This window comes from Methylobacterium sp. P1-11 (assembly GCF_008329595.1).
Classification (GTDB): domain Bacteria; phylum Pseudomonadota; class Alphaproteobacteria; order Rhizobiales; family Beijerinckiaceae; genus Methylobacterium.
This window is the reverse complement of the sequence record NZ_NPKS01000029.1, coordinates 48,790-67,600: the sequence shown is the minus strand read 5'-3', so window position 1 is coordinate 67,600 and position 18,811 is coordinate 48,790. Positions and strand designations below refer to the sequence as shown.

General features: G+C 64.4%; 13 protein-coding genes and 2 pseudogenes. 4 read left to right on the top strand and 11 right to left on the bottom strand.

All coding sequences use genetic code 11. The annotated features are described in order from the left end of the window. Positions 1–162 precede the first annotated feature (162 nt). Positions 163–975, top strand: a complete 813-nt coding sequence (locus tag CIW48_RS24765; protein WP_149313122.1) for a methyltransferase domain-containing protein — start codon at positions 163–165, stop codon at positions 973–975. A gap of 250 nt (positions 976–1,225) precedes the next feature. Here CIW48_RS24765 and CIW48_RS34265 read toward each other — a convergent pair. The 5 genes and pseudogenes from CIW48_RS34265 to CIW48_RS24740 all read right to left on the bottom strand — a co-directional run. Continuing rightward, positions 1,226–1,357, bottom strand: a pseudogene (locus tag CIW48_RS34265) (undecaprenyl-diphosphatase); the annotation flags it as partial. A gap of 42 nt (positions 1,358–1,399) precedes the next feature. Beyond that, the gene (locus CIW48_RS24755; RefSeq protein WP_149313121.1) at positions 1,400–2,176 is read right to left on the bottom strand and encodes a hypothetical protein; all 777 of its coding nucleotides are present in this window, start codon (positions 2,174–2,176) and stop codon (positions 1,400–1,402) included. A 43-nt stretch (positions 2,177–2,219) separates the two neighbouring features. Further along, the gene (locus tag CIW48_RS24750; protein ID WP_149313120.1) at positions 2,220–5,327 is read right to left on the bottom strand and encodes an efflux RND transporter permease subunit; all 3,108 of its coding nucleotides are present in this window, start codon (positions 5,325–5,327) and stop codon (positions 2,220–2,222) included. Then, positions 5,324–6,550, bottom strand: coding sequence for an efflux RND transporter periplasmic adaptor subunit (locus CIW48_RS24745; protein ID WP_246695410.1), 1,227 nt, complete (start codon positions 6,548–6,550; stop codon positions 5,324–5,326). Before CIW48_RS24745 ends, CIW48_RS24750 begins: the two co-directional genes overlap by 4 nt. Positions 6,551–6,582: 32 nt before the next feature. Beyond that, the gene (locus CIW48_RS24740) at positions 6,583–7,569 is read right to left on the bottom strand and encodes a hypothetical protein (RefSeq protein ID WP_149313119.1); all 987 of its coding nucleotides are present in this window, start codon (positions 7,567–7,569) and stop codon (positions 6,583–6,585) included. Here CIW48_RS24740 and CIW48_RS24735 point away from each other — a divergent pair. The 3 genes from CIW48_RS24735 to CIW48_RS24725 all read left to right on the top strand — a co-directional run bounded on the left by CIW48_RS24735 (position 7,549) and on the right by CIW48_RS24725 (position 12,302). Further along, entirely contained in the window at positions 7,549–8,562 is a 1,014-nt protein-coding gene (locus tag CIW48_RS24735; RefSeq protein ID WP_149313118.1) for a MurR/RpiR family transcriptional regulator, read from the top strand. The two genes, CIW48_RS24740 and CIW48_RS24735, sit on opposite strands and share 21 nt — an antisense overlap. Positions 8,563–9,069: 507 nt before the next feature. After that, on the top strand, positions 9,070–10,320 hold the full coding sequence (locus CIW48_RS24730) for an HlyD family efflux transporter periplasmic adaptor subunit (protein WP_149313117.1): 1,251 nt from the start codon (positions 9,070–9,072) through the stop codon (positions 10,318–10,320). Beyond that, positions 10,302–12,302 carry a glycosyltransferase gene (locus CIW48_RS24725; protein ID WP_149313116.1) on the top strand — a complete coding sequence of 667 codons (2,001 nt, stop codon included), beginning with the start codon at positions 10,302–10,304 and terminating at the stop codon, positions 12,300–12,302. Before CIW48_RS24730 ends, CIW48_RS24725 begins: the two co-directional genes overlap by 19 nt. Before the next feature lie 464 nt (positions 12,303–12,766). Here the strand turns inward: CIW48_RS24725 and CIW48_RS24720 are convergent, their stop codons facing one another. From CIW48_RS24720 to CIW48_RS24700, 6 genes and pseudogenes are all read right to left on the bottom strand, one after another. Next, positions 12,767–13,114, bottom strand: a complete 348-nt coding sequence (locus CIW48_RS24720) for a hypothetical protein (protein ID WP_149313115.1) — start codon at positions 13,112–13,114, stop codon at positions 12,767–12,769. Positions 13,115–13,551: 437 nt separating this feature from the next. After that, positions 13,552–13,694 (bottom strand): annotated as a pseudogene (locus CIW48_RS34260) (thiamine pyrophosphate-binding protein); the annotation flags it as partial. Between the two features lie 255 nt (positions 13,695–13,949). Beyond that, complete coding sequence (locus CIW48_RS24715) at positions 13,950–14,312, bottom strand: response regulator (protein WP_149313114.1); 363 nt, start codon at positions 14,310–14,312, stop codon at positions 13,950–13,952. 143 nt (positions 14,313–14,455) lie between these two features. Beyond that, on the bottom strand, positions 14,456–16,525 hold the full coding sequence (locus CIW48_RS24710) for an ATP-dependent helicase (protein ID WP_149313113.1): 2,070 nt from the start codon (positions 16,523–16,525) through the stop codon (positions 14,456–14,458). Between the two features lie 849 nt (positions 16,526–17,374). Then, positions 17,375–17,599: a hypothetical protein gene (locus CIW48_RS24705; protein ID WP_149313112.1), complete on the bottom strand. Its 225-nt coding sequence runs from the start codon at positions 17,597–17,599 to the stop codon at positions 17,375–17,377. Next, positions 17,599–18,801, bottom strand: a complete 1,203-nt coding sequence (locus tag CIW48_RS24700; RefSeq protein WP_149313111.1) for a hypothetical protein — start codon at positions 18,799–18,801, stop codon at positions 17,599–17,601. The genes CIW48_RS24705 and CIW48_RS24700 overlap by 1 nt, the downstream gene beginning before the upstream one ends. Positions 18,802–18,811: the final 10 nt, after the last annotated feature.

Genomic DNA, 18,811 nt, shown 5'->3' with positions numbered 1-18,811 from the left:
AGATGGGTGGATTTCGGCCGGTCCGCTTCTGAGCCCGAACTCGCATAAGCAGAAGCCGCCTTTGCGCCCGCTTCGACCCATAAGCGTCTTCTGCAACGCCTGCTTGCAGGGCTTCGACGATAGCCGCATTTCATGCTCTCCCTAGTAAGTGGGAGAGTTCCAATGACGGTGGCGGACAAAGCTTTCACGGGAACAATCCCCCAGCTGTACGAACGTCACCTCGTTCCCCTGATCTTCGAGCCTTACGCCCAAGACTTGGCCGAGGAGGTACGCCGGTTGAAGCCCGGCAGCGTCTTGGAGACCGCCGCCGGCACGGGCGTCGTCACCCGAGCACTCGCGACAGTGCTGCCCGCCGCGACCCGCTTGGTGGCCACCGACCTCAACGCGGCCATGCTCGACGTTGCGCGTACTCACGTCCCTCGCGACAGCTCCGTCGAATGGCGACAGGCCGACGCCTTGGCGCTGCCTTTCGCCGACGAGACGTTCGACGCGGTGATTTGCCAGTTCGGGGCCATGTTTTTCGCCGATAAGCATCAAGGGTTCAGGGAGGCTTGGCGCGTCCTAAGACCCTCCGGCCGCTATCTATTCAGCGTATGGGACGAGATCGGTGCGAACGAATTCCCCGACGCCGTGACGCGAGCTCTCGCCGAAATCTTTCCTGACGATCCGCCTCGCTTTCTCGCGCGAACGCCGCACGGTTACTGCGACACCGCTCGCATCATCGAGGACCTGAAAGCCGCTGGCTTTGCCGATGTCACGTCTAAGACGGTGAAGCACGTCAGCAGGAGCGAAACGCCTCACGAGCCGGCCTTGGCCTTCTGTCAGGGCACACCCTTGCGAAGTGAGATCGAGGCGCGGGATGCGGCTTGTCTTGAGGAGGCGACGCAGCGAGTTGCAGCGGCGCTAGCAAGGCGCTTCGGGAAGGGCCCGATTGAGGGCCGGATACGCGCGATCGTGTTCTGCGCAACCCGATGACAGGTTGTTCTCCACCCAGGGCCGAAGTTGCCGGACGGCCGACGTATGGCCGCTTTCTGGTAGCTCTGAACGGCTTCGGGACGTCTGACTTGGGTCGGAAGCGGGAGGGCCGCTCAGGGTGGATTTCTGCCGGTCCGCTTCCGGGCGATAATCTAGAGAAGCGGACGTCGTCGGCGCGCTTGTTTCTGACCCACCTCAGAAGGCTGAAAAGCCTTCTAGGAAGTTCGGTTGGCTGTCGCTGGCGTGTCTTGGCAGTCGAGGAGATCGGCAACAGCTCAATCAGCCCCTTCACCACCCCGAGTACGGCCACACGCGCATAGCCGAGGGCCACGAAGCCCGTATCGATGCCCTGCGAGCAGGCACCGTCGAGAGATCCCGCCATCCCTGGCTTTCCTGTCGCAACCCGATGCCCGTCAGTCGCGCCTCACGTGCGGGCGTTCCGCACCGACGGATGCGTGCCCGCGCGCTGCGGCAGCAGGACGACGGCAACGACGATGAGGGCCGCCAGGACGGTCGATGCCAAGGGGCGGCTCAGGTTCAGGCCGCCTTGCGCCAAGGGCTTGTCGAGGAAGTCGCCGACCGTCGCGCCGAGGGGGCGGGTGAGGATGAATGCCGCCCAGAACAGCGACACCCGCGAGACCTGGGTCCGGTAGTACAGGCCGACGACGACCAGAAGAGCAGCGCCGAAGACGAGGGCACCGCCATCGTAGCCGAGGCCGCCGGTATCGGCGAGCCAGTCGCCGAGCGCCGTGCCGAGCGTCTGCGAGAAGGTGATGGCCGCCCAGTAGAAGGCCTCCACGCGGGGCGTAGAGACCGTGTCGACGGAGATGGTACGCTCCGACGTGTACCAGAGCCCGAGGACCGCCGCGAGGCACGCGAGCAGGAGCGCGCTGCCACCGATGTAGCCGATCCCGAGCGAGCGGTCGGCGAAGTCCGCCATGGTGGTCCCAAAAGTCGTCGAGGCGATAATGGTCGCCCAGTACAGGGCTGGGTTGAACCGGCGCGACAGGATCTGGGCGACGACGAGGGCGATGAGCACCGTGGCGAACAGGACAGTGCCGGCGAGATAGCCCCAGTCGAGGGTCATCGTGACGGTGTCGCCGCCTGTCTCGCCGAGCGTCGTGGCGAGGACCTTGACGATCCAGAACCCGAGGGTGACCGCTGGCGCCTTGCTCATGGTGCGGGCATCGGTCTCGCTCATCGGCCGCACTCCTTCGGGGCGACACCCGCCCTATGATGAAGGCTCATCGCGCTTCTGCGGCATGGGCCCGGTGGGCCGGGCGGCGCGAGGCGAGCACCGCACTGAGCCGGTCCATGTAGAGGTAGACGACCGGGGTCGTGAACAGCGTCAGCACCTGGCTGACCGCCAGGCCTCCCACGATGGCGTAGCCGAGCGGCTGGCGGATCTCCGAGCCGGTCCCGGTACCCAGCATCAACGGCACGCCGCCCAGCAGCGCACACAGCGTCGTCATCAGGATCGGGCGGAAGCGCAGTAGGCAGGCCTCGTGGATCGCCGTCTGGGGCGACTTGCCGCCCTCGCGCTCGTGCACGATGGCGACGTCGACCAGCATGATGCCGTTCTTCTTGACGATGCCGATGAGCAGGATGATCCCGATGATGCCGATCATGTCGAGCGGCCGTCCGACCAGCATCAGCGTGGCGAGCGCCCCGAGTCCGGCCGAGGGCAGCGTCGACAGGATGGTCAGCGGGTGGATCGTGCTCTCATAGAGCACACCCAGGATTACGTAGACCGCGAACAGCGCCGCCAGGATCAGCGGCGGCGTCGAGCCGAGCGAGGTCTGGAAGGCCTGGGCGTTGCCCTGGAACGCGGTGGCCACGGAGGACGGCATGTGCAGGTCGGCCGCTGCCTTCTGCACCGCGGCGACCGCCGCGCCGATGGTGGCGCCCGGCGCCAAGTTGAAGCTCAGGGTCACGGACGGGAACTGGCCCTGGTGGTTGACCACCGCGGGCATCGTGCCGGTCTCGATCCTGGCGATCTGGCTCAAGGGCACGGAGGTGTTGTCCTGGGAGCGGACATAGATCCGTTGGAGGGCGTTGGGCCCCAGCTGATAGTGCGGGTCGACCTCCAGGATGACGTAGTAGTAGTTCAGCGGCGCGTAGATGCGCGCCACGTGTCGCTGGCCGAAGGCGTCGTAGAGGGTGTTGTCGACAGCGGCCGGGTCGATGCCGAGGCGCGCGGCGGCCGTGCGGTCAACGACGACGTCGAGCATCCGCGCCGACGATTGCTGGTCGCTCGCGACCGCGGTGAGCTCGGGCAGCTTTTGCAGCGCGTCGAGCATCTTCGGCCCGTAGAGGTTAAGCTCCTCCAGGTCGATGTCAGTCATCGTGAACTGGTACTGCGTTTTCGAGACGACGGCGCCGATGGTGATGTCCTGGGCGGCCTGCATGTAGACCTTCATGCCCTGGACCTGATCAAGCGCCTTCGAGAGCCGTCCGATGACCTGATCGGCCGTGACGTTGCGCCGCTCGCTCGGCTTGAGGCTGATGAACACGCGACCGTTGTTCTCGGTCACGGTCGGGCCGCCCGGACCGATGTAGCCGGCCACGTCCGCGACCGCCGGATCCTTGTTGATGATCCCCATGATAGCTTGCTGGCGCAGCTTCATGCCCTCCGGGGACACGTCCTGGGCCGCCTCGCTGATGCCGACGATCAGGCCCGTGTCCTGCTGCGGGAAGAAGCCCTTCGGGATCGTCCAGAACAGGTAGCCCGTGAGCGCGACGGTGCTGAAGAAGGTGAGCAGCGTAAGGAAGCGGTGGCGCAGGGCGACCTGCAGCCCGACATCGTAGCGCGCTGTGAGCCAGGTGAAGAAGCTCTCCAGCCCGCGCGAGACGCGGCCCGGCGGCTTGGTCTCGTGGCCCGGCAGCAGCCGGGCGCACATCATCGGCGTGAGCGTCAGCGAGACCACAACCGAGACCAGGATCGAGACCGCAACCGTGACGGCGAACTCGCGGAACATCAGCCCGACGATGCCGCCCATCAGGAACAGCGGGATGAAGACGGCCACGAGCGAGATCGAGATCGACAGGATGGTGAAGCCGACCTCGCCCGCCCCGTCGAGCGCCGCCCGCATTGGCGTGGCGCCCGCCTCGATGTGGCGGACGATGTTCTCGACCATGACGATGGCGTCGTCGACCACGAAGCCGATGGCGATGGTCAGCGCCATCAGCGACAGGTTGTCGAGGCTGTAGCCCAGCACGTACATCACCGCGAAAGTGCCGATCAGCGAGATCGGCACCGACACGGCGGGGATCACGGTCGCCCACAGCCGGCGCAAGAACAGCGCGATCACGCCGACCACCAGCGCGATGGTCAGCAGCAGGGTGAACTGCACGTCCGCGACGCTGGCCTGGATGGTCTGGGTCCGGTCCGAGGCGATTTTGACGTCAATGCCGGGCGGCAACGAGGCCTGGAGCTGCGGCAACGCCCGCTTGATGGCCGCCACGGTAGAGATGACGTTGGCCCCTGGCGCACGCTGCACGGCGAGCGCCACGGCTGTCTTCTCGCCGACCCAGCCGGCGATGGTGACGTCCTGGGGCGCCTTGATCGCGCGACCGATGTCCCTGACCCGGATCGGGGCCCCTTCGCGGTAGGCGACGATGGCGTCCTCGAAGCCGGCCGCCGTCATCAGCTGGTCGTTGGTCTGCAGCGCCACGGCCTGCTGGCCGCCGTAGAGCTGCCCCTTGGGCTGCAGCACGGTGAGGTTGGAGAGGGCAATGCGCACCGTCTCGAAGTCGAGGTTCTCGGCCGCGAGTTGAGCCGGGTTGACCTGGATGCGGATGGCCGGGCTCTGCTGGCCGCCGACGCCGACGAGGCCGACACCCGGGATCTGCGAGATCTTCTGGGCCATGAGCGAGTTGGCGTAGTCGCTCACGGTGGTGATCGGAAAGACGTCCGACGACATGGCGATCAGCAGGATCGGCACGTCAGCCGGGTTGGTCTTGCGGTAGGTCGGCGGGTTCAGGAGCGCCGCCGGCAGCTGGCCCTGCGTGGCGTTGATCGCTGCCTGCACGTCGGAGGCGACCGAGTCGATGGTCCGGCTCCGGTCGAACTGCAGCGAGACCTGAGTGAAGCCGGTGCCGCTGCTCGACGTCATCTGGGTGAGGCCGGGGATCTGGCCGAACTGGCGTTCGAGCTGGGTGGCCACCGAGGAGGCGACGGTCTTCGGGTCCGCGCCGGGCAGTTGGGCGGTGACCTGCACCGTCGGCGAGTCGACGTTCGGAAGCGAGGCGACCGGGAGCAGCGTGTAACTGATCGCACCGAGCACCACGACGGCGAGCATCAGCAGGCCGGTGGCGATGGGTCGCCGGATGAAGCCGGAGGAGATGTTCATGGCAGCATCCCCGCAGAGGCCGTCGAGGTGTCCGGGACCTGGTCCGGGGTCGCGGGCGTGATGTGCGTACCGGGCTTCAACCGGTACTGGCCCTGGACCACGACCGTCTCTCCGTCCCTCAGGCCCTCCGCGACCAGGGCGACGCCGCGGGTACGCTGCCGGACCTTGACCGGCCGCACCGAGACCGCGTCGTCGGCGCCGATCACGTAGACGAATTGGCCTTTGTCGTTGACCTGCAGGGCGTTTGTCGGGACCGTCAGTGCGCCGGTCTCGACGGAGGTGGTGACCTCGACGTTGACGAAGCTGCCTGCCCAGAGCTGGCGCTGGGCGTTCGGAAAGATCGCCTTGAGCTGCACGGTCCCGGATTTGGGGTCGGCCTGGTTGTTGATGAGCAGCAGCGCGCCGGCGTCGAGCTTCCTGTCACCGGACTGGTCATAGGCGGTCGCGGCGACCGGGCCGCGGGTCAGGGCGGCCTGCACGGCCGCGATGTCCCTGGTCGGCAGGGTGAAGAGCACGCCGATCGGCTGGACCTGGGTGAGGACGACGATGCCGCCCGAGTCGGTGGGGTTGACGATGTTGCCGATGTCGACGCGGCGGATGCCAGTCACGCCGTCGAACGGGGCTCGCAGGGTCGCGAAATCGAGCTCGGTCTGCGCGTAGTCGATGGCGGCCTGGTCGCCCTTCACGGCGCTCTCGGTCTGCGCGATCATGGCGCGCTCGCTGACCACCTGCTGGTCCGTCGCGAAGCCCTTCTGCAGGAGGGGTTCGTTGCGGGCGAGGTTGGTCTTCTGGTTGGCGAGCAGAGCCTGATCCTTGGCGAGCTGGGCCTGCGCCTGTTCGAACCGGGCCTGGTAGATGCGCGGATCGATCCGGGCGAGCACATCGCCGCGCTTCACGAACTGGCCTTCCTTGAAGTCGGCACCCTGCAGGTACCCGGTGACCTGGCTGCGAATGGTCGCGAGGTTCAGGGCGTTGACCGTGCCGACCCCAGTCAGCGTGATGGGAACGTCCTGCTTGCGGACCCGGGCTGTCACGGCGGGGACCGGAGCCGGTGCGGCGGCGCCTGCGGTGGATGGCGGCGGGGGAGATGCTCCGTGGAGAACGAAGGCACCGCCGGCGGCGCACAGGATCAGGGCCATCACCACGACCTTGAGGCGGCCGGACCGGTGCGGACCGACCTGGTTCGATTTCAGGGGCTCCGTCGCGTCGTGGGTGGCATCCATCGACCGACCGGTATTAGCGGATTGTTCAAGGCTCATCGGGCTGCCCCCGCGCGCCGGAGGGCGCTTTCGAGCAAAATCGCGCCGAGCCCGGCGAAGAGCAGAGCGGCAACCCAAGGGCTCGGCGGCAGGGCGAATGCGGAGAGCAGCCACGCCAGGGCGATCCAGCTGACTATGGCGGTCGCGAACCCTACGTCGTCGACGAACAGGCTGACGAGTTCGCGAAGGATGGTCTTGAGGGCATTCATGGTAAGCGCCTTAGCGAAGAATCGGGGTCGGACCGGCTGAGACGCGACGCCGACACGTCGAGACGGCGAGCGCCGCGACACTTGGTATCCGAGGGTCAGCCCGAGGATCGACCAATCGCCTCCGGGCCAAGTCAGCCGAAGACCTTCGCCGACCCAGAACGTCCCAAAGGCCGCGAGCAGCACCCCGACCAAGAACTTGAGCGTGTTCTCCGGCACCATGGACAGGGGCCGGTGCAGGACGAGCCCGAGGACGCCAACAGCCAGGAGCGCGACCACGGCACCGATGCCGGCGGGGACAAGCAGGCCAACGCCACCCGCACCGACTGCGATGACGATGAACACGACTTCCAGGCCTTCGAGCATGGTGATCTTGAAGGCGGTAGCGATTGCTACCGCGTCCCAGGAACTGGAGGACGGTCCAGCCAAGCGCAGGCTGCCCGTCTCCCTGGCGTAGGCGGCGGCCTCGTCGTGGAGCGCAATGATGCCGGCCGCCCGCAGGACCGCCTTCCGGAGCCACCGGAGCCCGAACAACAGCAGGAGGCCGCCGACGACGAGCTGCACGTCCTCCAGCGGGATGCGGGTCAGCAGGGGACCGAAGAGCAGGACGGCGCCCAACAACAGAGCGAGGGCGGCAGCTGTCCCGGCGAGGGCGCTACGCCAGCCACGCACCGCACCGACCGCCAGCACCATGGTCAGAGCCTCGACGAACTCGACGGCGGAGGCGAGGAACGCCGCCAGGGCCGTGGGCCACGCGTGCAGCCAGTCGATTGTCATCCCGAACGCCCCGTCGACAGGCTGCGGCCACGCGGATTGCTCGGCCACAAAATTGTAGCTATCACTACCGGAGTCAAGTTTCCTGATTGTAACGCTACATATGTCGCGGCAATCGGAAACCGGCGGATCAGGGAGACGGCGGTTGTGGGAGAGGAATTTGGCGCTCTGGTCAGGCGCTTGACCCCGTCGCTCTCTCCGGCGGTGGCCCGCGTCGCGAGTTATCTCGACCGGAACCGAGGAGCCGCCGTGGCATGCTCTGCCGCTCAGATCGCGGCACAGCTCGGCACCTCTGACGCGACGGTCATCCGAACCGTCCAGGCGCTCGGGTTCGACGGCTTGCCGGATCTCAAGCAGGCGCTGGCGGCCGGCCTCGACGGCCGGGGGACGCCCGCGGCCGACATGGGTCGCACCCTCGCGGAGGTCGGGGACGACGCAGGTCAGGCCATCGACGCGGTACTGGATGCCCATCGCGAGGGGATGGAGGCACTGCGGACGGAAGCGGGGCGAGCCACCATCCTCGCGGCGATCACGGCCCTGCATCCGGCCGCACGCATCGGGGTGTTCGGGATCGGGCCCTCGGCACACCTCGCTCGGTATCTAGCCTTCCAGCTCACCCGTTCGGGACGGCGCAGCTTCCTCCTCGACGCCACGGGGTGGGCCCTGTCCGATCAGCTGCTTGGCCTGCAGGCCGGCGACGCGCTCCTGCTGCTCGCCTACGGCCAGCCCTACCGCGAGGTTCAGGCCGTCATGGTCGAGGCGCGCCGCCTGGGCCTGCGGGTGGTCCTGGTGACCGACGCGCAGAACAGCACGCTGGCCCGGCAAGCCACGGTCGTGCTGCTGGCGCGTCGCGGTCGCGCCAACCAGGTCGCGCTCCACGCCACAACTCTGATCGCTCTGGAGGCGGTCATCCTTGGCCTGGCCGCGTCCGACCGCGACAACGCCCTGCAGCAATTGGCCAACCTCGATCGTCTGAGGAAGCTCGTCGGTCCCTAAACGCTGTCACCATTCCCGTACTCGAACAGCCTGCTGCGCAGACGCGCAACCCTAACCACTGCCACGGCCGCTCAAAGAATTTTTGTCCGAACAGACTTGATGACTGAAGTGAGCAACTCACTGCCATAGTAGCGGCAGAACCTACGTCCGCTTTCGGGAGCTGCACGACCGCGCGTGAACGACTGCGTTGGGTCGCAAGCGGGATGGCCGCTTGGGGTGGATATCCGCTGTTCCGCTTTCGGGGGCGAATGCGTTGAAGCGGACGTCGCCTCCGTGTTCGCTTCGGGGTGCTGATAGTCATTTCAAACGCTCGCAATGTTAGCCGCATCGACCAAAGCCCCAAAATAAGAATTCGTTAACTATAGCAAATCCGACAAGCCGGAGTGACATTAAAAGCTTGCCAGATGTATCTCGAGCCGGAACCGTCGCCGAATTCGCGTAGTTGTGCTCGATACGGACAGAAACCATACCGGATTTGCCGACAATCATACAAATCTGAGGCGCCGAATGCCCTGGAACAGTCGCTGGATGCGCGTGCTGGTCGGCGTGCTTCTTCTGAGTGCTGCCATCCTAGCGGTCCTTCCAAGCTTCACAGGCTACACCAGCCTCGACGGCACCGTGAACGCACGCTTCGCCGTCGTCTCAGCGCCCATCGAGGGCGTCGTCTCCGATACGCCGCCTAAGGTCGGCACGGCGCTTCCCGAGGATACCTCGGTGTTCTTCATCAATAACGGCCGCATCGCCCGGACCGCTGAAGCGCAATTAGATGCTGACTTGGCTGCATCCAAGGAAAAACTGCGGGCACTCGAGCTGCAGGCGAAGGATCTATCCGCACTGAAAACCGATCTCGTTGATCGCCTCAAAGAATATCAGCAGGCGAGCATAGTGAGCGTCCAGCAAGAGATCATTATCCGTCAGCAGCGCATTGCGACAGCGCAGGCGAACAAGACGTCCGCCGAGGCGGACCTTGCGCGCAAGCAGACGCTGGGCGCGACTGGCGTGGTGGCAGGGAGTTCGGTCGAGCAAGCCCGCGCTGCCTCGATCGGCGCCGGCAGCGAGCAGAACATCGCCAAGGCCGAGCTGGAGCGGCTCCAGCGCCAGTTGGATGCGCTCAAGCGTGGCACCTTCGTCGGCGAGGGTCGCAATGACGTGCCCTACTCGCAGCAGCGTACCGACGAGGTCACGATCCAGCTCGCCAACGTCGAGGCTCAGATCCGGATCGAGAAAGCTCGCACCCAGCAGTTGAGCCTCCAACTTTCTTTGGAGCGGTCCCGCAACGACCGGCTCTCCTTCGCCGCAGTGCAGGTTCCGTTCAAGGGAGTCATCTGGCGCAATAACGTCGTGGCGGGCTCAAACGTGCTGGTCGGCAACGAGTTGATGCGCCTGCTCGACTGTCGCGACCTATTCGTGGATATCCTCGTGGACGAGGTGAACTACGATGAGATCAAGCCGGGCGATAGCGCCGATGTGCGGCTACTCGGAACGTCCCAGGTGATCGGTGGTCGGGTTTTATCGGTGCGCGGGTCGGCCGCCGCCGTCGAAGAGGTGGTGTTGGCAGCTATCCCGCCGCAGAGCCGGGGCAAGAATGCCCGCATCCGCGTCGCGCTCGACCCGAGCGATATGCAAACCGATTACGCCAATTTCTGCCAGGTCGGTCGCACGGTTCAGGTTCGGTTCGCGCGTGCCGGGTCGTCCCTTCAAACCGCCCTCGATCCGGTCGTGAATTGGGTGAAGGGCTTGTGGTTCAGCATCTCGTAAGCCTCGGGCCGACGCTTTTCGTTGCGGCCTTCTTCTTTATCTTCGCCCTGAACTGGCCCAGAGACCGCACGTGGACGCGCGCGGTTACCTGCGCCTTCGTGCTGCTCGTCGCCGTGCGCTATCTCTGCTGGCGCTTCTTCCACACCGTCCTGCCCTACCCGGCGGATCGAAGCTTCGGCTTCTTCTGGACGTGGTTCGTGTTCTTCGTCGAGATTGGCGCCTTCGCCGACATCCTGCTCTTCCTGGTGGCGATGAGCCGCTATGTAGATCGGCACGCCGAGGCCGACCGCCTAGAGCGCTCGTTTTTCGCCGCCTGCCCTGACGACCTGCCCACCGTCGACGTGTTCATTCCGACCTACAACGAGCCTCTGGATGTTTTGGAACGGACCATCGTTGGGGCTCTCGCGCTCGACTATCCGCGAGAGAAGCTGAAAGTATATGTCCTCGACGACAAGCGCCGCGACTGGTTGCGCACCTATTGTGAGTCGAAGGGGGCGATCCACGTCACACGCCCGGACAACAGCCACGCCAAAGCAGGCAATATGAACAACGGCCTGAAGGTCTCTTCGGGTGCGTTCGTCGCGATCTTCGATGCCGACTTCGTGCCGTACCGCAATTTCCTGCGCCGCACGCTGCCCTTCTTCCGGGACACGACGATCGGCATCGTTCAGACGCCGCAGCACTTCTTCAACAAGGACCCGGTACAGTCGAACCTCAATCTCGAGAAGGTCTGGCCCGACGAGCAGCGGCTGTTCTTCGACGAGATGGCCACATCGCGCGACGCCTGGGACGTTAGCTTCTGCTGTGGTTCCTGCTCCATCGCTCGGCGGGCCGCCATCGACGCGATCGGCGGCTTCCCGCACGACTCAATCACTGAGGATCTGCTCACCACGCTCGCGATGCTCAATAAGGGCTACAAGACCCGGTACCTCAACGAGCGACTGTCGATGGGTTTGGCGGCCGAGAACCTTAAGGGCTACTTCGTGCAGCGCGGGCGCTGGTGCCGGGGCGGCATCCAGACGATCTACCTCCATAACGGCCCGCTGCGTGGTCCTGGCCTCAACCTGTTCCAGCGGGTGATGTTCATACCTCTATCCTGGTTGGTTCAGTACACCGTCCGCTTCGTCATCCTAATCGTGCCCGCGGTCTACCTGTGGACCGGCGCGGCTCCGCTCTACTTCACCGGCACCGAGGATATCGTGCGCTACCAGCTTCCTGTGCTGGTCGGCTATTTCTTGCTAATGGGCTGGCTCACGCCGACGCGGTACCTGCCCCTGATCTCCTCGGCAGTCGGCACCTTCGCGACCTTCCGCATGCTGCCCGTCGTGCTCTCCAGCCTGATCAAGCCTTTCGGCGTGCCCTTCAAGGTGACGCCCAAGGGCTCGGGCAACGAGGAGTCCGAGTTCGACGCCTACACGTTCTTCTGGATCGCTTCCTTGATCGCGATCACGTCACTCGGTCTCATCGTCAACATCGTACCCGAATGGTCGCGCATCGGTGAGGGCGGATTCTCGGTGGTGTCGGCCTACTGGGCCGTGGTCAACATCGTGGTTCTGATGATCGCGGCACTGATCTGCTTCGAGAAGCCACGTCCCCTCGTAGAGTCCTTCTCCACGAACGAGCGCGCACTCGTGCTCGATGTGAGTGAGACTTACCGCGAGGCGCGCATTGTCAGTCTCTCGCTGGAAGGGGGCATAGTTGAGTTCGCCACGCCTCCAGGCCTGCGGACCGGTGACCACATGTGGGTCGAGATGGACGCTTTCCCGCACCTGCGCTGCATAGTCGAGAAGGTTGCGGGTCCCAAGGCGAGCAAGCCCGTCAGCGTAAAATTCAGCTTCAAACTCGAAGGCGAGTGCCGCGACCGCATGATCGTCAAGCTCTACACAGGCCGCTACAGCCAGGACATCCACGACCTCGACAAGTCCGCTATCGCAGGTGGGGTTTGGTCGCGGATGTTCGGCAGAAGCCGGGAGATCATTTAGTGCGCCTTGGCGATGAGCCAGGCGGAGGCTTCGACGAGCTCTATCTAACCAAGCCCCGGCGCACGGCTGGCAGCATACAGGCTTCTACCCGGTCACTGGCAGATTGACGCGGATGTAGTGCGGCTTGTCGGGCCGCTCGGCGGCGCTGGCGTGGAGACGGTTCGGCCGTCAGAGTTGCACGTCATCCTGAATGCTTCCGACAGCAAGCCGTAGGTATCGAAGGGGACCATAGACGACAGGAGCCTCGGCCCAGCCGTGCGACCGCCTGCCTTCAGCGAACGCGTTAACGGTCACTGAAATGGCCTCGAGATGCCACGAATTTTGTAAACCAGAAAATCTGTCGCGCCGGGGACAGGAAACCAACGGTCCATTTACGGTCATCATCCACAACAAAATCCCATAGATCGAACAACTCGTCGTCTTTAGAACACATGTCAATCACTCGAATTTCTGGATAAAACGATTTAGTTGGGGAGCTTTCGAGCAGAATTTAGACAAAATTCTTGGACCTCTCCGGTCGATTTGAGCTGCCCATCTTTAGAGAGCTGCATTGCCCGCTCTCCAGCGTTCCACGAAGCGCGGCCGATCTCGGCCCGGTCAGTGGATGAACAAGCCCCGATCTTCACATCGGCGCCGATGCGCTCCTCCGTCGATTTTAGAAGATCACTGCCACGACCGGTCTGGGACTTGAAATTTCCCAGACAAGTGTTCGCGATATGTAACTGAACGTTGCAAGCAGCTATCGCTCCATTTGCCGCGCCGGTGAGCGCGCCGAGCACTAAGATCCCGCCGAATATGTATGCTGATGCCACAGGGGTTGTCCTCTCCGGTATCCCAAGGAGTCCCCTTGGAATGGGGAGCTCATAATGCAACTCAAATCTCTAGAGAATGAATTTTGCGACCCCGCTGATTAACTGCGTAATTTACAGCGCGGAGCGTTAGCAAGTACTAAATTGTGCAATCCTGGACATAAATTGTTTTTCGATGTCGGCGCTTATGGCCGCATTAACGATTTCCCCAGCGCGTCCGCTTTCGAGAAGAGCGTTGATACGTTTCTTCGGCCGATTTGGGTCGATAGGAGGCTGTCCGCTTTTCCGGGCAATCGTCTCCGAAGCGGCCGTTCCGCCTTCGGCCAGGAGCCGACGAGGTTGCCCCGTCGGATTGCCTGGAAGCGGACCTTCCGGCCTTCTGCAATGGGTTGATTTTTGCCGTTCAGCAGTGGCGCGGGAGCGACCGCTTTCCCCTTGTTGTAGGCCGCGCCGCCTTCTTGACGGCAGATGATCAGCTTGATGACATCTGTTGTGTCGTGAAGAGCGTCGAGAGCGGCGAGGTAGCACTCCCGGGTACGCAGAATACAAGGTCGGCGCCGTGGTTTCGAAGGGTGTCGGTCAGCACCTGACCACCCGTCCTGCCACTGGGCCTAGAGCGGAACGCGGAGAAATTTCGACCGGGGAGCGCGGATGTGGTGTCTTGCGCCTCGTCATCGCCGCGACGGGCGGCCAACGAAAGTCTCTACGTGTCTTCCGCCTCTGACGTTCATGGTCACCTGTTCTTCGTCCGCTCGGAGATCCGCGAGACTCGCCGGCAGCCATGCGAATGCTCGAGCAAGGGCTCGGCGCGCTTCCTCAATGTCTGAGCGTTGAGGATTCAATGCAGCTGCAAGGTTGCGAGCGCCTCTCGGATCACCCATTCCGCGCACGGCTTGCCGATGAAAAATGCGTAGCGCGGGAGTGGCGCAGCATCTTCGAGCGATCGTGCGGAGCAGACGATGATCGCGGTCGACGGCCAGCGCGCGACGACCTCGTGCGCTAGGTCCTGGCCGTTGATATGGCCCGGCATGTCGATGTCCGTGTAGAGAAGGGCCGCGCCGTTGCGGGACTCGAGGAGTTGAAGCGCGTCCGTGGCGGTGCCAGCCTGCAGCACTTCGAAGCCAAGGTCACCGAGCATATCGGCGGCTTCCAAACGGATCAAAGGCTCGTCCTCAGCGAGCACTGCAACGGGGCGGGACATGACCGAAGCCTCCGAGCGGCGAACTTGCCGCACGTCAGAAGCTGATCCGGGATACCGGGCTCATCTGTGCCAAGCCGCACGATCGCCGGGTTGCAGCGGCCCGCGACAGTGCGATGACGCACCCGCTGGGCCAGACTCGTGGTCTACCGCCACATTGTTCGCATGCGACTGCGCAGATCGATCTTAGCAGACTGCGGCGACGGCCGAGCCGCAGTGCCGACCGGTATCGTGGGCCAGCGCGAGAGTTCGAAGAGACCGAGCAGCGCATCAGGGATGAAGCGCGTCCGCTGCGCGTAGACGTGGCGGTCGCCCCTGGCGTTCTGCCCGTGCGTGAAGAAGCGCTGCGGGGTGATGAGATGCAGGTCGTCCTTGGCCCGCGTCATCGCCACGTAGAGAAGGCGGCGCTCCTCCTCGATCTCGGCGCTCGTGCCGGTACTGAGGTCCGACGGCATGCAACCGTCGACGACGTTGAGAACGTAGACCGCGTTCCACTCCTGGCCTTTGGCCGAATGGATGGTCGAGAGGATCAGGTAGTCCTCGTCGAGGAGCGGAACGCCTGCCTGGTCGCTCGTCGCATCCGGAGGATCCAAAGTGAGTTCCGTCAGGAAGCGCTCACGGGACGGATAGCTGCCGGCGATCTGCTCGAGTTGCACGAGGTCGAGCTGCCGGACGGCGGCGTCCTCGTGCCTACGTTCAAGATGAGGCTCGTACCAGAGGCGAGCACGCTGGAGCTCGGCAGGCCATCCGATTTGGCCTGAGCGAAGACCGGCGATCACGGCCAGAAAGGTTGCCCAGCCTTCCGCCCGCGGCGGGACTGGAGCATCCGCGAGCGCCCCACCTGGATCCGCTGACGATCCCACATGATCCAGCACACGCTGGGCGGAGGTCGGCCCGACACCCGGCATCAGCAGCAGGAGACGAAAGCCGGCGACTCGGTCGCGGGGGTTTTCGGCAAAGCGCAGGAGTGCCAGCAGATCCTTGATGTGCGCGGCGTCCAGGAACTTGAGGCCGCCGAACTTCACGAACGGGATGTTTCGTCGCGTCAACTCGACTTCGAGCTGGCCGCTGTGGTGCGAGGCGCGGAACAGGACGGCCTGCTGCTTGAGCCTCGACCCGCCCTCACGTTTTTCGAGTACCTGCTCGACGATGTAGCGCGCCTGGTCACCCTCGTCGCGCACACCGACGAGACTCGGACGTGCCGAGGAGGTTCTGTCCGTCCAGAGGTTCTTCGTGAACCGCTCGGCCGCCAGCCCGATCACGCCGTTCGCCGCGTTGAGGATGGGCCGCGTCGACCGGTAGTTGCGGTCCAGCGTGACGATTTCGGTAGCGGGGGTGAACTGGCCGGGGAAATCGAGGATGTTGCGCACCGTCGCGGCGCGGAACGCGTAGATCGATTGCGCGTCGTCACCGACCACGGTCAAGCCGCATCCATCGGGCTTGAGGGCGAGTAGGATCGAGGCTTGCAGCCGATTGGTGTCCTGATACTCGTCGATCAGGACGTGATCGAAGCGGCCGCCCATATCCGCGGAGAGCTCGGGATCGCTCGCGGCCTGCGCCCAATAGAGCAGCAGGTCGTCGTAATCGAGGACGTTCTGCGCCTGCTTCGCCTCGACATAGGCCGCGAACAGCTGTTTCAGCTCGATCGCCCAAACTGCGCACCAGGGGTAAGAGGCCTTCAAAACCGCGTCAATCGGCATCTCGGCATTGACGCAGCGCGAGTAGATCGCCAGGCAGGTTCCCTTGGTCGGAAAGCGCTTCTCGGTTTTCGAGAAGCCGAGTTCGTGCCGCACGAGGTTGATCAGGTCAGCCGAGTCCTCCCGGTCATGGATGGTGAACGCGGGATCGAGCCCGATCTGCTCCGCATACTCCCGCAGGAGCCGAGCGCCGATGCCGTGGAAGGTGCCCGCCCAGGCGAGCGCCTCCGACAAAGGATCGGCCTTCTCTCCCATCACGCGCCTCAGGATCCCGGCGGCCCGACGGATCATTTCGGCTGCCGCGCGCCTTGAGAAGGTCATGAGCAGGATGCGGCGCGGATCGGCTCCGTTGACGATCAGGTGCGCGACCCGATGCGCGAGCGTGTTCGTCTTGCCGGAGCCGGCACCGGCGATGACCAGGAGGGGAGCTGCGGGGGTCGTGGTGCCACGAACGATCCCGTGTTCGACCGCTCGGCGTTGTGCGGCGTTGAGCGTCTCTAGGTAGCTGGCAACCGTCACGGTCTCGAATCATCCTCGCGATTCGCGACGATGGTCCATTCGCCTTTTGTTCGCAACGCAGGGACAGGCGAGACGAGGCGCCTGCCTACGCTGTTGATGGGCGATGTCGGCCGTCGTCTCAGAGCCGAGCTCCGCTTCCGACCGCACACGGAGCTGCCGGCAGCAAGCTCGGGGAGCGATCCGCTCGCGAACCTGATGATCTGCTCTGCGGGAGGCTCAATCACCGCTCGTGGCGGACTTCGTTGAAAAACTCGGAGGAGGCGCGCCAAGCGTCATGCAAGGCAGCGTTCTTGAGAGGGGGCATCGGATGCCGAGCTGATGCCTGGAGCGGGATGAAGGCTACTTTCGCCGAAGCGCTGCATTCTCATCCAAGGCGGCTTCAGCTCGCAGATACCTGTCGTGTGCCTGCTGGTGATGTCGGGGATGGCGGTCAGGATGAAGGTGGCTTCGGTAGGCGCGTCGTGCTGCCGCGATGAGCCAGTCCGGAGCCGCCGGGTGTAATCCAACCCGCCGGTAGGTCCGCTCCTTGCCGTCATCAGGATCAGCGCGCGAGGACCGTGCCTCCGCGAGCGCATCCATCAGGGTTGTGATGCGAGCCTCATGAGCCGCGAGGAGAGAGTCTCGTTCCTGACGCTCTGCTTGTAGCGCGAACCGCGCTGTCTGATGCTCATGTGCGATGCGCACCATAGTCCCGATGAGTGGGATCTATCGCAGAGCTGCGAGCCAGATCGCGACCGCTGCCAGCCACGGCGGAAATGTCGTCGCCATGATGAGCATGATCACCGTCAGCCCGACCCGAAGGGGACGGACGGGGATGAAGGCTGATCTCGATGCGTCTACAAGACATGTTCAGAGCAGCAAGGCTGCCAGAACGTCGCCGCGTGCGATCACGAGGCCGCGGCTGTTGCTGGTCGTCACCTCCCGCTCGTCGAAGGCCCCGACCACGAGACCGCGTGCATCACGGAAGACGAGCTTGCCGGTCGATGTCTGCCGTATGACGCGGCCGAGGACGAGGTCTCCCCGATCGCGGATGATCTGCGTGGGTGTGGCTTGGTGTTGGGCGGGCGCGTCCATCAAGCCGCTACTCCCTCCTCCAAAGCTGCAAGCGCGTCGTCCTCCCCGTCACCGCCATGCGGATGCAGCGCATCGTCGAGCGCCTTGTAACGGTACACTCCCAGCAGGCGGGCCAGATCGGCGCGATAATGACCGTCGGTCCCTGGCCCAGGGATGATCACGCCCAACGATTGGAAGCGCAGCAGCACGTCGCGCAACACTGGCGTCGGAGGCCAACGGCTCCTCGTTCCTCCGATCTCGGAAACCATCCAACGCCCATCGGTCGTCGGCTTGAGCGACACCGCGACGACGACCTCTGTGCCGTCCGCGGCGCGATGCGTTGACTCGTAGACAGCCAGCAATCCGAGCGCGACTTCGGGCACCTTCGTGCCGGCACAATTTCGCAGCCTCGATCCGAGATCGCAGTACTCTTGTGCGGTTCGAAGTGGCTTGATGCCCTCGGCTGCCGGCAAGGGTGTCGGTAGGCGATCGGCACGCTCAAGCGCTTTCCGCGCGAAAGCCGACAGGGTGCCGGATTGGCGGAGTGATTGGCGCATCGCAGATACCAACCCGTCGTCGTTGCTCGTAGAGATGCATGCTCGGATCAAACCGAGCATGGCGTTGGCGGCAGCGACTTCCTGTGGTGTGCTGGTGGCGTTGAGTACCTCCGGCCACAGCAGGATCGGATCCAGGGTTATCGCGGCGTCGACCGTGCTCGATCGCATCTTGCCGGCGTAACGCAAGGCGTTCGCTCTGCGCCCTACTGGATCGCCGCTGAGTACCTCGAATAAAGTGCGGTAGGTTTCCGGGCGGCTGAAAGGGTCGTAGCCAGCAGCCTGCGTGCCCGCCTCCTTGATCCTGATGAGGCTGCGCAGATACCCGGCGGGTACATCTGCGGATGCGACACCGAAGGTCGTGGCGATGACGTCGCGCGCATGCCGTCGGCGGAGTGCGATCCCGATACCCTCAGCACCGTCGCGCTCGACACCAAGACGGCTCAGAAACACGGCGGGGTTATCGAGATCAGCGCAAGCGACGGCGACAAAGGCAGCTTGCCGGGTGAGAGCACCAGCATGCGTCAGGTCGGCGACGAGGCCGCGAGCGCCTTTGCGGTCGAGCTGCGCCAAAGCCGGCAAAGGCCAACCGACGACCGCGCGTGCTTCTCGGGGAGTATCGCCTGCGCTTTTCGAGGCGCCGAGGTTCGGAGAGAGGATCTCCTGCATCGTAGGAGCG